This is a genomic window from Microbacterium sp. SD291 (genome assembly GCF_017355365.1).
Classification (GTDB): Bacteria; Actinomycetota; Actinomycetes; order Actinomycetales; family Microbacteriaceae; genus Microbacterium.
This window is the reverse complement of sequence record NZ_JADIJR010000023.1, coordinates 1-14,146: the sequence shown is the minus strand read 5'-3', so window position 1 is coordinate 14,146 and position 14,146 is coordinate 1. Positions and strand designations below refer to the sequence as shown.

11 protein-coding genes are annotated in these 14,146 nt (G+C 69.5%); 5 read left to right on the top strand and 6 right to left on the bottom strand.

The genetic code is table 11. The features are described from left to right. Positions 1-13: 13 nt before the first annotated feature. A complete protein-coding gene (locus IPV10_RS12470; protein WP_374192236.1) occupies positions 14-1,849 on the top strand; it encodes a flavin-containing monooxygenase in 1,836 nt (611 codons plus the stop codon). 52 nt (positions 1,850-1,901) lie between these two features. Here the strand turns inward: IPV10_RS12470 and metE are convergent, their stop codons facing one another. Continuing rightward, positions 1,902-4,214, bottom strand: coding sequence for a 5-methyltetrahydropteroyltriglutamate--homocysteine S-methyltransferase (gene metE / locus IPV10_RS12465; RefSeq protein WP_207484348.1), 2,313 nt, complete (start codon positions 4,212-4,214; stop codon positions 1,902-1,904). 115 nt (positions 4,215-4,329) lie between these two features. Further along, complete coding sequence (locus IPV10_RS12460) at positions 4,330-5,271, bottom strand: methylenetetrahydrofolate reductase (protein ID WP_207484347.1); 942 nt, start codon at positions 5,269-5,271, stop codon at positions 4,330-4,332. 190 nt (positions 5,272-5,461) lie between these two features. On the opposite strand from IPV10_RS12460, the gene IPV10_RS12455 reads away from it, so the two are divergent. Continuing rightward, positions 5,462-7,345, top strand: a complete 1,884-nt coding sequence (locus tag IPV10_RS12455) for a prolyl oligopeptidase family serine peptidase (protein ID WP_207484345.1) — start codon at positions 5,462-5,464, stop codon at positions 7,343-7,345. A gap of 12 nt (positions 7,346-7,357) precedes the next feature. Here the strand turns inward: IPV10_RS12455 and smpB are convergent, their stop codons facing one another. The 3 genes from smpB to ftsE are packed head-to-tail and all read right to left on the bottom strand — an operon-like array spanning position 7,358 to position 9,873. Continuing rightward, positions 7,358-7,834, bottom strand: coding sequence for an SsrA-binding protein SmpB (gene smpB, locus IPV10_RS12450; RefSeq protein ID WP_207484342.1), 477 nt, complete (start codon positions 7,832-7,834; stop codon positions 7,358-7,360). 60 nt (positions 7,835-7,894) lie between these two features. Then, on the bottom strand, positions 7,895-8,809 hold the full coding sequence (ftsX, locus tag IPV10_RS12445) for a permease-like cell division protein FtsX (RefSeq protein ID WP_207484341.1): 915 nt from the start codon (positions 8,807-8,809) through the stop codon (positions 7,895-7,897). Continuing rightward, entirely contained in the window at positions 8,806-9,873 is a 1,068-nt protein-coding gene (gene ftsE / locus IPV10_RS12440) for a cell division ATP-binding protein FtsE (RefSeq protein ID WP_207484340.1), read from the bottom strand. Before ftsE ends, ftsX begins: the two co-directional genes overlap by 4 nt. A gap of 184 nt (positions 9,874-10,057) precedes the next feature. Here ftsE and IPV10_RS12435 point away from each other — a divergent pair, with 184 nt between their 5' ends. Together IPV10_RS12435 and IPV10_RS17060 are read left to right on the top strand one after the other, a co-directional pair. Next, positions 10,058-11,377 carry a DUF2510 domain-containing protein gene (locus IPV10_RS12435; protein ID WP_207484338.1) on the top strand — a complete coding sequence of 440 codons (1,320 nt, stop codon included), beginning with the start codon at positions 10,058-10,060 and terminating at the stop codon, positions 11,375-11,377. A gap of 21 nt (positions 11,378-11,398) precedes the next feature. After that, on the top strand, positions 11,399-12,436 hold the full coding sequence (locus tag IPV10_RS17060) for a DUF2510 domain-containing protein (RefSeq protein ID WP_242684938.1): 1,038 nt from the start codon (positions 11,399-11,401) through the stop codon (positions 12,434-12,436). Between the two features lie 52 nt (positions 12,437-12,488). Here IPV10_RS17060 and prfB read toward each other — a convergent pair whose 3' ends face one another. After that, entirely contained in the window at positions 12,489-13,598 is a 1,110-nt protein-coding gene (gene prfB / locus IPV10_RS12425; protein ID WP_207484336.1) for a peptide chain release factor 2, read from the bottom strand. 185 nt (positions 13,599-13,783) lie between these two features. On the opposite strand from prfB, the gene IPV10_RS12420 reads away from it, so the two are divergent. Further along, positions 13,784-14,146 (top strand): hypothetical protein (locus IPV10_RS12420; protein ID WP_374192235.1); only part of this gene is annotated, 363 nt, incomplete at its 3' end.

Below are 14,146 nucleotides of genomic sequence, written 5' to 3'. Positions count from 1 at the left end.
GTCTCCTGGGGAGATGATCGACACCGATGAGCGGCCCGCAATGACGCCGGCCGCAGCGAACCCCTCTGATATCGTCTCCGCCTGGTTCATCGCGTTCGAGGACGCACTGACTGCGCGGGACATCGAACGAGCGGCCGGCCTCTTCGCCGCGACGAGCTACTGGCGCGACCTGGTCGCGTTCTCCTGGAACCTCACGACCGTCGAGAATCCGTCGGGGGTCTCGGATCTGCTCGCCGCGGCCCTCGACGGCACCGGGCCGAGCGCCTTCCAGATCACCGAGCCCGCAGAGTCGGTCGGCGGCGTGACCACCGCCTGGTTCGAGTTCGAGACCGCGGTGGGCCGCGGCCGCGGTCTCGTCCGCCTCATCGACGAGGACGGGCCGAAGGCCTGGACGCTGCTCACGACGCTCCACGAGCTCAAGGGCCACGAGGAGCCTCTGCGTGAACGCCGTCCCAAGGGCGCTGAGCACGGCGCACGTCGCGATCGGATCACCTGGCTCGAGAGGCGACGCGCCGAGGAGGACTCCCTGGGCCTCGACGTCCAGCCGTACGTGCTGGTGATCGGCGGCGGTCAGGGCGGCATCGCGCTCGGAGCGCGGCTTCGCCAGCTCGGGGTCCCCGCGCTCGTCATCGACAAGCATCCGCGCCCCGGGGATCAGTGGCGGAACCGGTACAAATCGCTCTGCCTGCACGACCCCGTCTGGTACGACCACCTGCCGTACGTCAAGTTCCCGGAGAACTGGCCGGTCTTCGCGCCCAAGGACAAGATCGGCGACTGGCTCGAGTCGTACGTGAAGGTGATGGAGGTTCCGTACTGGTCGAGCACCGTCGCCACGAGAGCCGCCTTCGACGAGGCATCCGGGACATGGACGGTCGATCTGGTGCGCGATGGAACGGCCCTCACGCTGCATCCGACCCAGCTCGTCTTCGCGACCGGCATGTCAGGCAAGCCGAACCTCCCCGCGTTTCCCGGGCAGGACGTCTTCCGCGGCGAGCAGCAGCACTCCTCGCAGCATTCCGGACCCGATGCGTACACGGGCAAGCGAGTCGTCGTGATCGGCAGCAACAACTCGGCGTTCGACATCTGCGGGGCACTGTGGGAGAACGGTGCCGACGTCACGATGGTGCAGCGCTCGTCCACACACATCGTGAAGAGCGACACCCTGATGGACATCGGTCTCGGAGATCTCTACTCGGAGCGCGCCCTCGCCGCAGGCATGACCACCGAGAAGGCGGACCTGGTCTTCGCCTCGCTCCCCTACCGCATCATGCACACCTTCCAGATCCCTCTCTACGAGCGGATGAAGGAGCGGGATGCCGACTTCTACGACCGCCTCACGGCGGCGGGTTTCGATCTCGACTGGGGTGACGACGGATCGGGCCTGTTCCTGAAGTACCTGCGCCGCGGTTCCGGCTACTACATCGACGTCGGCGCCGCCGAGCTGGTGGCGGACGGCGACGTGAAGCTCGCCAAAGGCGACGTCGATCATCTGACCGAGGACGCCGTCGTGCTGAAGGACGGCACCGTCCTGCCGGCCGACCTCGTCGTGTACGCGACGGGATACGGCTCGATGAACGGCTGGGTCGCCGACCTCATCAGCGAAGAGGTCGCCGACCGCGTGGGCAGGTGCTGGGGACTCGGCTCCGACACGACGAAGGATCCTGGCCCGTGGGAGGGCGAGCAGCGCAACATGTGGAAGCCGACGCGGCAGCCGAACCTCTGGTTCCACGGCGGCAACCTGCACCAGTCCCGTCACTACTCGCTGTACCTGGCGCTCCAGCTGAAGGCACGCCATGCGGGGCTGGACACCCCGGTGTACGCCCTGCAGGAGGTCCATCACCGCTCCTGACCGTGCAGAAGCCCCCTCTCGATCGGAGAGGGGGCTTCTGCCGTTCTGCGGGTCAGACCGCGACGCTGATGTCCTCGCGCACGCGCCGGGTCGCCTCCACGATGTTGCGGAGGGATGCCGTGGTCTCGTCGTAGCCGCGGGTCTTCAGGCCGCAGTCCGGGTTCACCCACAGCTGACGGGTGGGGATCTCGTCGACCGCGCGGCGCAGCAGCGACTCGATCTCCTCGACCGTGGGCACGCGCGGCGAGTGGATGTCGTAGACGCCGGGGCCGATGCCGTGATCGAAACCGACCTCGGCGATGTCCGTGACGACCTCCATGCGGCTTCGTGCGGCCTCGATCGAGGTGACGTCGGCGTCCAGGGCGCGGATCGCGTCGATCACGACGCCGAACTCCGAGTAGCACAGATGCGTGTGCACCTGCGTGCCCGCTGCCGCACCGCCGGTGGCCAGGCGGAACGAGTCCACCGACCACTCGAGGTAGGCCGACTGGTCGGCCTTCTTCAGCGGGAGCAACTCGCGCAATGCGGGCTCGTCGACCTGGATGATCGCGATTCCCGCCGCCTCCAGATCCGTGATCTCGTCGCGGAGCGCCAGCGCGACCTGGTTCGCGGTCTCGCCGAGCGGCTGGTCGTCGCGCACGAACGACCAGGCGAGGATGGTCACGGGCCCAGTGAGCATGCCCTTCATGTGCTTGGTCGTGAGGGACTGCGCGTACGCCGACCACTCGACCGTCATCTGCGAGGGCCGCGAGACGTCGCCCCAGAGGATCGACGGGCGCGTGGCACGCGAGCCGTACGACTGCACCCAGCCGTTCTCGGTGACCTCGAAGCCGTCCAGGTTCTCGGCGAAGTACTGCACCATGTCGTTGCGCTCCGGCTCGCCGTGGACCAGCACGTCGAGGCCGAGCTCCTCCTGCAGCGAGACCACGCTCGCGACCTCGCGGCGCAGGAACTCGTCGTAGTCCTCCGCCGGCAGCTCTCCGCGGGTGAACTGCGCGCGGGCGCGGCGGATGTCACCGGTCTGCGGGAACGATCCGATCGTCGTGAGCGGCAGGGCCGGCAGGCCGAGCGCCTCCTGCGCCGTCTCGCGCTCCTGGTACGAGACGCGCGAGAAGTCCGCCCGGTCGAGCTCGCGCCGACGGACGGCGCCGTCGCGCACGCCGGGTGCGGAGAGGCGGTCCTCCAGGGCTGCGGATGCCGCGGCGAGTTCGGCCGCGATCTCCTGGCGCCCCTCGGTGAGGCCGCGGGCGAGGACGACGACCTGCTCGACCTTCTGATCGGCGAATGCCAGCCAGGAGACGAGGCGCGCGTCGAGCCTGGTCTCGTCGGCGACGTCGTGCGGCACGTGCAGCAGCGAGGTCGAGGTGGAGGCCGTGACCGCGGCCGCTCCGAGGCCGCGGAGCGCCTCCAGCCTGCCGAACGCCGCAGTCAGGTCGCCGCGCCAGATGTTGTGGCCGTCGACCACGCCGCCGACGAGGGTCTTGCTCTCGAGACCGGCGGCGGTCACGGGGACTCCGCCGCGGACGAGGTCGACCGCGATCGCCTCGACCGGCGCAGCGGCGAGGACCGGGAAGACCTGGCCGAGATCGGCGTAAGGGGCCGCGACCAGGATCGACGGACGTGCGGCGGAGCCGCCGAGGACTGCGAGCGCGCGGGCCGCGGCATCCGCAAGCTCCGCGATCGACGCGGGAAGGGACTCGCTGACGAGCGCCGGCTCGTCGAGCTGCACCCATTCCGCACCCGCGGCCTTCAGCTTCGCGAGCAGCTCGACGTAGACCGGAAGGACGTCATCGAGGCGCGACAGCGGGTCGAAGCCCTCGGGTGCGTCATCGGATGCCTTGGCGAGGGCGAGCAGAGTGACAGGGCCCACGACGACCGGACGGGTGACGAAGCCCGCCGCGACGCCCTCAGCGACCTCGCTGACCAGACGCTCGCTGGAGAGCGAGAAGACCGTCTCGGGGCCGATCTCCGGCACCAGGTAGTGATAGTTCGAGTCGAACCACTTCGTCATCTCGAGCGGGGCGCGATCGCCCTCGCCGCGGGCGATCGTGAAGTAGGCGGAGAGGCCGACGGTGCCGTCCGCCGCACGGAGGTCCTCGAAGCGGGTCGGGATCGCGCCGACGGTCACTGCGGCGTCGAGCACCTGGTCGTAGTACGAGAACGACTCCGGGATGGCCGAGTCGGTGCGCCCGAGACCCAGGGTCGCCAGGCGGTCGCGGGTGGCGGCACGGAGCCCGGCGGACGTCGCCTCGAGGCCCGCCTCGTCGACGCGTCCGGCCCAGAACGCCTCGACCGCCTTCTTCAGCTCACGGCGGCGGCCGATGCGGGGGTATCCGAGGATGGTGCCAGCGGGGAAGTCGGACATTGTTGTTCCTTTCAGCGGTGGTTCACGAGTGGTTCAGCGGTGGATCGGCGGGATTCGGGCGTCGACGAACACCGCTGCAGCGCGAGCTGCGTGCGGTGGGGTCGACCGGACGGGGTCAGCGGGTGCGGGCGGCGCGGAGGACGCCGGCCTCCTCGAGGACGGTGAGAACGGTGTGGTGCTGGTTGAACGCGTAGAGGTGCACGCCAGGCGCGCCGCCCTCGATGACCTCGCGGGTGAGACGTGCGGCCCACTCCACGCCGATCTCGTGGCGACCTTCCGCTGTGGGCTCGACGTCCAGCGCCACGGCGAGTTCGCTCGGGAGCTCTTCGCCGGTCAGCTCGAGCACACGGGCGAGTCGCACCGGCGAGACGATCGGCATGATGCCGGGGAGGATCGGGATCGTCACCCCGGACGCACGGGCGCGCTCGACGAAGAGCAGGTAGTCGTCGGCGTGGAAGAACAGCTGAGTGATCGCGGAGGTCGCGCCGGCCGCCTGCTTCGCGAGGAGCGCGTCGACGTCCTGCCAGCGGTGCGCGGAGCGGGGGTGCCCGTTGGGGAACGCGGCGACGGCGATCGTCGCCTTGCGGCGCGGGTCGACGCGCGCGGCGCCCGGCATCCCGGGAAGGAGCGACTCCTCGTACGGCTCACGCTCGGCCTGCACCCTGTCTATGAGCTGCACGAGCTGGGCTGCACTCTCGAGGTCGCCGAGGAAGGGCTCGTCGTGCCCGGCCGGCGGATCGCCGCGAAGCGCGAGGAAGCGGAGGATGCCGGCGTCCAGGAACTCGCGGATGAGCGCCGCGGCTGCGGCGTACGTGTTGCCGACGCAGGTGAGGTGTGCGAGCGGCTCGACGTCGGTGTGCTCGCGGATGAAGCGGAGCACCTCGAGCGAGCGTCCTCCGGTAGAGCCGCCGGCGCCGTAGGTCACCGAGATGAAGTCGGGTCCGGCCGCCGCGAGCCTGCGCACGGTCTCGTGCAGGGCCCGCTCGCTCGACGTCGAGCGCGGCGGGTACAGCTCGAAGGAGAACGGCACTCGGGGGTTCGGAGTCTCGGAAGACATCTTCTCTCCAGGGGGACAGGGCGGGCACGGGGCCGCGGACGATGCCGACGGCATCATTCGCGGGCGGGTGCCGGGCTCGGCTGTCGCTCCACGCTCGGCGCGAACCGGGCGTTTCCAGAAACCTACGGCACGTCGCGGGGGCGCCGCATCCTCTGTGACGCCGTGTGTCATCCGGCCGTAGGCTCGAAGCATGTCGATGCCGTACGGGACCTGGCCATCTCCGTTCACCGCCGCGTCGGTCGCGGCGTCCTCCCCCCGCATCGACGGTGCGCGGTTCGTCGGCGAGGAGATCTGGTGGGGTGAGTCGGTGCCTGCCGAGCGCGGGCGGGTCAGCGTCCGCACGTCGACCGGTCACGAGGTGCTCCCCGCCCCGTGGAGCGCGCGTTCGCGAGTGCACGAGTACGGAGGCGGGGCCTGGACGGCGGATGCCGACGGCACGCTCTACTTCGTCGACTCCGCGGACCAGCGGGTGCACCGGATGCCGCGTGGCGGCGCCCCCGTGCCGCTCACCCCTCCCGGCCCGGCGCACGGCGGCCTGCGGTTCCAGCACGGACGGCTGCTGGCCGTGCGCGAGGACCTCACGGCCGAGCCCCACCTGCGCGCGATCGTGGAGATCCCGACCGACGGCTCGGCGGCCGGCGACCCGTCGGCGATCCGCGTGCTGGTGCAGGGATCGACGTTCTTCGCGCACCCCGCGCTCTCCCCCGACGGGACGCGCCTGGCGTGGGTCGAGTGGAGCGGCAGGCAGATGCCGTGGGAGAGCGCCACGCTGCTCGTCGCCGCGATCGACGGCCCGGATGCAGGGGCGACGATCCCCACGCTGTCGGCGCTGCAGCCGGAATGGACGAGCGACGCCGAACTGCTCTACGCCGACGATCCGACGGGTCGCTGGCAGCTGCACCGTCTGCGTCTGGACGGCACGATCCCGCAGGGCGAGCCGGAGCCGCGCACCACGGCCGAGGCGACCGACGACGCCGACACCGGCTACGGCCTGTGGGTGCTCGGCAACAGGTGGTACCAGCCGCTCGCGGACGGCCGGGTCGTGGCCGTGCGCACGAACGGCCGCGACGAGCTCGTGCTCCTCTCATCGGAAGGCGAGGCCCGCGCGCTCGACGTGCCGTGCGACGGCCACATCAGCGTCGATGACGTGACGGACTCCCTCGTGCTGGTCTCCGGCAACGCCAGCGGCGCAGCCCCCGGTCTGTGGTGCGTCGACGTGGACTCGGGCGAGACCGTCGCGGTGCGAGGAGGGGCGGCGGTCGACGCCGCGTGGATGCCGCCCGCACGGCCGATCGTGGTCGATGGCATGCACGGCCCCGTGCACGCGTTCGCGTACGCGCCGGCGAATCCGGGCGTGACGGCCCCCGACGGGGAGCTGGCGCCCTATGTCGTGTTCGTGCACGGCGGACCCACCGCTCACGTCACCGGGGCGGCATCCGGCGCGATCGCGTTCTACACGAGCCGGGGCATCGGGGTGCTCGACGTGAACTACGGCGGCTCGACGGGCTACGGCAGGGCCTACCGCGAGCGTCTGCGCGGACAGTGGGGCGTCGTGGACGTTGACGACGTGATCGCCGCGGCACGCGGCCTCGCCGAAGCAGGCCTCGCCGACCCCGCTCGCATCGCGATCCGCGGCAGCTCAGCCGGCGGCTGGACCGTGCTGTCGGCGCTGGTGCGAGGAGGCACGTTCGCCGCGGGCATCAGCCGCTACGGCGTGGCCGATCTGCGGATGCTCGCCGCGCACTCGCACGACTTCGAGGCGCACTACATCGAAGGCCTCGTCGGCCCTCTCCCGGCATCCGAATCCCTCTACATCGAACGGTCGCCGCTCACGCACGCCGAGCGGATCGACGTCCCCGTCCTGCTGATGCAGGGCGGCGACGATCGCGTCGTGCCCCCGTCGCAGTCCGAGGCGATCCGCGACGCGCTGGCCGCGCGGGGCGTCGACCACGAGTACGTCCTCTACCCCGAGGGGCACGGCTTCCGCAGCGCGGACACGATCGTCGACGCGCTGGGTCGCGAGCTGATGTTCCTGGGGCGGGTGTTCGGCTTCACGCCGGCACTGGGTCCCTGAGAGCGGGGCGGGTCACTCGCCGACGCGGTTGCGCAGGCGCATCGCGCGCTCCGCCTCGCGGGTGTCCTGACGCTCGCGCAGAGTCTGACGCTTGTCGAACTCGCGCTTGCCCTTGGCCAGGGCGATCTCGACCTTCGCGCGGCCGTCGGAGAAGTAGAGCTTGAGCGGAACGAGGGTGTAGCCGCCAGCCGAGACGGCGTGCGCGAGCTTCTCGATCTCCTCGCGGTGCAGCAGCAGCTTGCGGATGCGCTTGGCCGAGTGGTTCGTCCAGTGCCCCTGCGAGTACTCGGGGATGTGCACGGAGTCGAGGAACACCTCGTTGCCCTTGATGAACGCGTAGCCGTCGCTGAGGTTCGCGCGCCCCTGGCGCAGCGACTTGACCTCGGTGCCGGTGAGCACCATCCCCGCCTCGTACGACTTCTCGATGTTGTAGTCGTGACGTGCGCGACGATTGGTCGCGACGACCTTCTCCCCGCGTTCCCTGGGCATGATGCTCCTGCTCTCTCTGCTGCTCCGGCCGGCTCGTTTCGGCCAGCCCACCAGCCTACATCAGGTGCGCAGCCACCGACGGATGGCGAACCCGGCGGAGAGCGCCGCGAGCACGACCCCGATGCCGATCAGGACGGGTACGACATAGAGGGCATCCGTCATCGAGATCCACGTCGTGATGAAGGGAACACGCCCTCGGAGGTAGCGGTCCACTCCGAAGTGGATGCCGGCGACGACCGCGACGCTGGCCAGCACCGAGCCGAGGAAGGCCGCGAAGACGCCCTCCAGCACGAACGGCGTCTGGATGAACCGGTTCGACGCCCCGACCAGGCGCATGATCCCGATCTCCTTGCGCCGAGCGTAGGCGGAGAGCCGGATCGTCGTGCCGATCAGCAGGATCGCGGCGACGAGCATGAGCGCGGCGATGCCGACCGCGATGTAGGTCGCGACGGTGAGCGCCGAGAAGAGCGGCTCGAGGTACTGGAGCTGGTCCTGGACCTGCTCCACCCCCGCCACCCCGTTGAACGCCTCGGAGATCACCTGCGACTGACCAGGGTCCTTCATGGTGACGAAGAACACCTCGAACGCCTGGTCTGCGGTGATGACGCTCGCCTGCTCCTCGCCGAGCTGCTCGACGAGCTTGGCGTACGTCGCCTCCTTGTCGTCGAAGCTCACCTCGCTGATGAGCGGCGCAAGCGCCTCCCCCTCGAGCTGGGCCCGCACGGCGTTCACCTGGTCCTCTGTGGCCCCGCCTTCGACGCAGGTCTGGGACTCTGAGATGGCCGAGCACATGTACACGGCCACCTGGGCGCGCTCGGTCCAGTAGCCGCGCATCGTGCCGATCTGCGCCTGCATCAGGATCGCCGCGCCGACGAACGTCAGCGAGACGAAGGTGACCAGCACGACGGAGATCACCATCGAGATGTTGCGTCGGAGACCGCCGAGGGCCTCCATCAGGATGAGTCCGATTCTCATGAGGTCGGCCCCACTTCCTCGGTGCCCTCATCGGAGAGGCCGAGCCGGTCGGCCACCCCGAGTTCGGCCACGTCCACATGCGGGAGCACGATCGGGTGCGTCCGCGGGCCGACGGAGGCGGGAGCGGCGGCGGGCTCCTCCTCTTCGGGGGCCGCCTGCGGTTCGATGGGCGCTGCCTGCGCCTCGGGGGTCTCGGATGCCGTGGGCACGGCGTCTGCGGCGGAGGCTGCGGCCTTGCGCTGCGCACTCAGCTCCTCTGCGAACGCGGCCCGCACGACCGAGAGGTCGGCAGTCTGACGCTGGATCTCCTGCACGGCCGTGAGCGCGGCGGCCGCAGCCGCGCCGCGCACCTCCTCCGGCACCAGACGCGGGATGTTCGAGGTGTCGCCGTAGCCGCCGTGCACCTCGTCGCGCACCATCTCTCCGTCGCGGAGCTCGATCACGCGTCGCTGCATCTGATCGACGAACGCGGCTTCGTGCGTCGCCATCAGCACGGTCGTGCCGCCGGCGTTGATCCGGGCGAGCAGCTGCATGATGTCGACGGAGGTGCCGGGGTCGAGGTTTCCGGTCGGCTCGTCGGCGAGGAGCACCTGCGGGCGGTTCACGAGGGCACGGGCGATCGCGACGCGCTGCTGCTCGCCGCCGGAGAGCTCATGCGGCATCCGCTTCTCCTTGCCGTCGAGTCCGACGAGCGCGAGCGCCTCCGGCACGGCCTGCTGGATGAACCCGCGCGAGGAACCGGTCACCTGCAGCGTGAAGGCGACGTTCTGGAACACCGTCTTCGAGGAGAGCAGCCGGAAGTCCTGGAACACCGAGCCGATGTGGCGGCGGAAATACGGGACCTTCCTGTTCGCGAGGGAGCGCAGGTCGCGCCCCAGCACGGCGACGCGGCCCGACGTGGGCACGTCCTCGCGGAGGATGAGGCGAAGACATGTCGACTTGCCCGACCCCGAAGCGCCGACGAGGAAGACGAATTCCCCTCGCTGCACCTCGAAATCGACTCCGGACAGTGCGGGCCTCGTGGTCCCGCGATAGCGTTTCGTGACGTTCTCGAACCGAATCATGGCGCTTCGAGCCTAAGCGCGGGCATTCGTCTGCCTGCGAGCGACACCCCGCAGGCGTCGTGGCTGTCGTCGCGGGATGGTGAATCCTGCCCATGATCCGGAGGATGCGGCGCAACCTCGCGCTGATATACATGAGAGTGCGATGTCCGTGCGCCCCACGGACGCCGAGCTTCGAGGGGACATGATGACGACACCAGCAGGCTGGTACGACGACGGATCCGGGCGTCATCGCTGGTGGGACGGACAGCAGTGGACCGAGCATTTCGCTCCGGTCGCCGAGCCTGCCGCAACTGAGGTGCCTGAGGTGCCTGAGGTGCCTGAAGTGCCCGAGGTGGCCGCTGTTCCGGAGATCCCGGCGGAGTCCTACGCACCGGCCGAGCCGGCGGGAGAGACCGCGTCCGAGACCGTGATCGCCCCCGAGGACGCGCAGAGCTGGTCGGCTCCGGCTGCGGAGCAGCCCGTCACTCCGTTCATCGCACCGGGAACCACGGTGCAGGCGACTCCGGGTGCGGGCGAGCTGCCGCCGTACGCGGCAGGTGCGCCGGTGCATCCGGGCACCGGATACCCCGCTCCGCAGGCGCAGGCGCACCCGGGGCCCGCCCAGGGATACCCGGGCCAGGCTCCGCAGCCGTACACCCCCGCGACGCCCGGCTACGCCGCTGCCGCACCCGGCTATCCCGGGGCTGCGGCGCCCGGTTACGCGCAGTCGATCCCGGGATACCCCGCGGGCGGCTACCAGGCACCGTACGGCACGGCACCCGCAGGCCCGGTGCCGATGTCGGTGCTCGGGCTCGTCGGCCTCGGACTCGCCGTCCTCGGTCTCATCCTCGTCTGCGTGCCGATCATCGCCTTCGTCGGATGGATCCTGCTCCCGGCGGGGTTCATCGTCTCCCTGATCTCGCTCTTCCTCAAGGGCAGGAAGTGGCCGGGCATCACTGGTGTCATCGTCTCCGTCGTGGGCACCATCCTCGGCGTGATCATGTCCTTCGTGTTCTTCGCGCTCGCCCTCGGCCAGTCCATGCCGGATCTTCCGTCCGCGCCGCCGTCCCTCGGCACCGAAGAGGGGACGGACGAGGGGACGGACGAGGACTTCGGAACGCCGCCCGAGGTCGTAGAAGGCACTCTCGGCGAACCGGTGATCATCCAGCAGCTCTCCGGATCGAGCGAGATCACTCTCGAGTCCGCGACCTGGAGCACGACGGACGGCACGGATTTCCCCTCGACGAAAGGCGGCTTCCTGATCGTCGATCTGACGTGGACCGGGGTCGAGGGCACCACCTCCGTCAATCCGCTGTACTTCGCGATCGAGACCGCCGACGGCGCCCAGGGCACCTACGACTTCTTCGCGGACGGACAGCTCGACAGCGGCGACCTGAGCGCAGGCGAGAGCATCGAGGGACTGATCACCTTCGACGTCGCCGAGAGCACCTCCTACACCGTGGTCATCACCAACGAGTTCATGCAGGAGATCGCTCGCATCTCCGTGGAACCCAGTGCCGGCTGATCCTCGGGAACGGACGATCCGATGACGACACCGGCCGGCTGGTACGACGACGGCTCCGGCCAGCTCCGCTGGTGGGACGGCACGCAGTGGACGACGCACGTGACGGCCGCACCGTCGGCCACGCCGGCGGAGCCGGTTCCGGAGGTACCGGCTCCGGAGGCCACCGCGGTCGATGCCGAGCCCTTCACGCCTCCCTACGCGATCCCGTCGCAGACTCCGCTGTCGCCCGCTGTTCCCTCCCCGGGATACCCAGCAGCATCGGGATACCCCGCAGCATCGGGATACCCGACAGGATCCGGATATCCGGCAGCCTCCGGGTATGCCCCGGCACCGGCTGCCGCACCCGCAGGAAAGGTCTCGGTTCTCGGACTCGTCGGTCTCTGTGCGGCAGTGGTCGGCGTCGTGCTCGCCTGCATCCCGCCGATCGCGGTGGCCGGCTGGATCGTGCTCGGCCTGGCCTTCGTCGTCTCGCTGGTGTCGCTGTTCCTTCGCGGCGCGAAGTGGCCGGGGATCACGGGCTTGGGCGTGACGCTGCTCGGCGGGGTCCTCGCAGCAGCCATCGCACTGATCTCGGTCGGCATCGGCTCGGCCCTGACAGCCGACGACTCCCCCGTCGTCGCACCCAGCGCGAATCCGCCGGCCGCTGACGATCCCGCGGACGAGACGGAGGGCCCCTCGGTGATCGAGGGCGCCGAGATGGTCGTCGTCGCCGAGCTCGAGGTCGGTGACTGCCTGCCTCTCGTCGAGGACTGGGAGGAAGAGGTCTTCGAGGTGCCGGTCGTCCCCTGCGACCAGCCGCACACCGACGAGGTGTACCTCGTGACCGAGCTGCCGGAGGGAGACTTCCCGGGCGACAGCGAGGTCCAGGCCGAGACAGACCGCATCTGCCACGCCGCGTTCGAGGAGTTCATAGGCATCAGCTACACCGAATCGACACTCGATTACTACTGGTACTACCCGACGCAGGCGCTGTGGACCCGCTGGGACGATCGGTCGATCCAGTGCATCGTCATCAGCTACGAGGATGTCACCGGCACGCTCGAGGGCGCCGCCTACTGATCGACCGCATACGAGTGAGGCCCCGGATCGCTCCGGGGCCTCACTCGTATGCTCAGTCTTCTTCTTTGCGCTTGCGCCAGCGGATGCCCGCCGAGATGAAGCCGTCGAGATCGCCGTCGAAGACCGCAGCCGGGTTGCCGGATTCATGCCCGGTGCGGAGGTCCTTGACCAGCTGCTGCCCGTAGAGGAAGTAGGAGCGCATCTGATCGCCCCAGCTCGCCGTGATGTTGCCGGCGAGCTCCTTCTTCTTCGCGGCCTCCTCCTCCTTCTGCAGCAGCAGGAGTCGGGTCTGCAGCACGCGCATGGCGGCCGCGCGGTTCTGGATCTGCGATTTCTCGTTCTGCATCGAGACGACGATGCCACTCGGGAGGTGCGTGAGGCGCACGGCGGAGTCGGTCGTGTTGACCGACTGACCGCCGGGGCCGGAGGAGCGGAAGACGTCGACGCGGATGTCGTTCTCGGGGATGTCGACCTCGGTCGCCTCCTCCATCAGCGGGATGACCTCGACGGCCGCAAAGGACGTCTGGCGCTTGTCGGCCGATCCGAACGGGCTGATGCGGGCGAGGCGGTGGGTTCCGGCCTCGACCGAGATGGTGCCGAATGCGTAGGGCGCATCGATCTCGAAGGTCGCGGACTTGATGCCCGCCCCCTCCGCGTAGGAGGTGTCCATGACCTTGACGGGGTACTTGTGCCGCTCGGCCCAGCGCAGGTACATGCGCATCAGCATCTCGGCGAAGTCGGTGGCGTCGTCGCCGCCCGCGCCGGAGCGGATGGTGATGATGGCGCTGCGCTCGTCGTATTCGCCGTCCATCAGCGTCTGCACTTCGAGCTGGCTGATGATGTCGGTGAGAGCGGCGAGCTCGTTGCGTGCCTCGATCGCGGAGTCCTCGTCGCCCATCTCGTTGGCGAGGTCGATGAGCACCTCGAGGTCGTCCAGGCGACGCCCGATCCCCTCAATCCTGGCGAGCGCCGACTGGCGGTGGCTGAGCGCGCTGGTCACCTTCTGAGCCCGCACGGTGTCATCCCAGAGGTCGGGGGCACCGGCCTCTTCACTGAGTCGGGCGATGTCGGAGCGGAGCGCATCGACATCGACGACCTCGCGGATGTCACCGTAGGTGACGCGGAGGGCCTGGATGTCGGCGGAGAGATCGAGTTCGAGCATGTCACCTCAAGACTAACGTGCCGGGTGCGCACGCAGCACCCGAGGCCCTACAGGCGCCTCGAGGAGACGAGGCTGACGCGTCGACAGCGTCGCTCAGATGGGGTCTCGAGAAGTATCTGCTTTTCTTTGCTGACCTGGCCGATTCCGGGGTCGGAATGTCGGTGGTCCGGTGTTCAATGGAGGGTATGAACAGCACCGCGGCAGTCCTGGAGGGGGTCGTCTCCGACCTCGCCGGGATGCTTGGTGCGGATACGGTCGGCACCCTGTCGGGTGCCGAGAAGCTCACGGTGCTGCTGGGTGCGGGGAAGGCGCTGCGGCTGTTGGAGGCGGTGGTCGTGGAGACTGTCGCGAGTGCGGATGTGGATTTCGCGAACGGGTTCGGATGCCGGAACCTGAATGAGCTCCTGCAACGGGCCCTCCTCACGGATGCCCCCGGTGCATCGAAAGTGAGCAAGGCGGCGGATGCCGTGCACCGGGAGGTCAGCGTCACCTCCGGGGAACGACTCCCGGCCCGCTACCCCGCACTGCGGGAAGCACTGCTCGACGGG

Excerpts from the sequence above, each read along its gene's own strand:
- IPV10_RS17060 (WP_242684938.1), top strand. The coding sequence starts at position 11,399 with ATGACGACACCGGCCGGCTGGTACGACGACGGCTCCGGCCAGCTCCGC.
- smpB (WP_207484342.1), bottom strand. The coding sequence starts at position 7,834 with ATGCCCAGGGAACGCGGGGAGAAGGTCGTCGCGACCAATCGTCGCGCA.
- IPV10_RS12470 (WP_374192236.1), top strand. The coding sequence starts at position 14 with ATGATCGACACCGATGAGCGGCCCGCAATGACGCCGGCCGCAGCGAAC.
- ftsX (WP_207484341.1), bottom strand. The coding sequence starts at position 8,809 with ATGAGAATCGGACTCATCCTGATGGAGGCCCTCGGCGGTCTCCGACGC.
- IPV10_RS12455 (WP_207484345.1), top strand. The coding sequence starts at position 5,462 with ATGTCGATGCCGTACGGGACCTGGCCATCTCCGTTCACCGCCGCGTCG.
- metE (WP_207484348.1), bottom strand. The coding sequence starts at position 4,214 with ATGTCCGACTTCCCCGCTGGCACCATCCTCGGATACCCCCGCATCGGC.
- IPV10_RS12435 (WP_207484338.1), top strand. The coding sequence starts at position 10,058 with ATGACGACACCAGCAGGCTGGTACGACGACGGATCCGGGCGTCATCGC.
- ftsE (WP_207484340.1), bottom strand. The coding sequence starts at position 9,873 with ATGATTCGGTTCGAGAACGTCACGAAACGCTATCGCGGGACCACGAGG.
- prfB (WP_207484336.1), bottom strand. The coding sequence starts at position 13,598 with ATGCTCGAACTCGATCTCTCCGCCGACATCCAGGCCCTCCGCGTCACC.
- IPV10_RS12460 (WP_207484347.1), bottom strand. The coding sequence starts at position 5,271 with ATGTCTTCCGAGACTCCGAACCCCCGAGTGCCGTTCTCCTTCGAGCTG.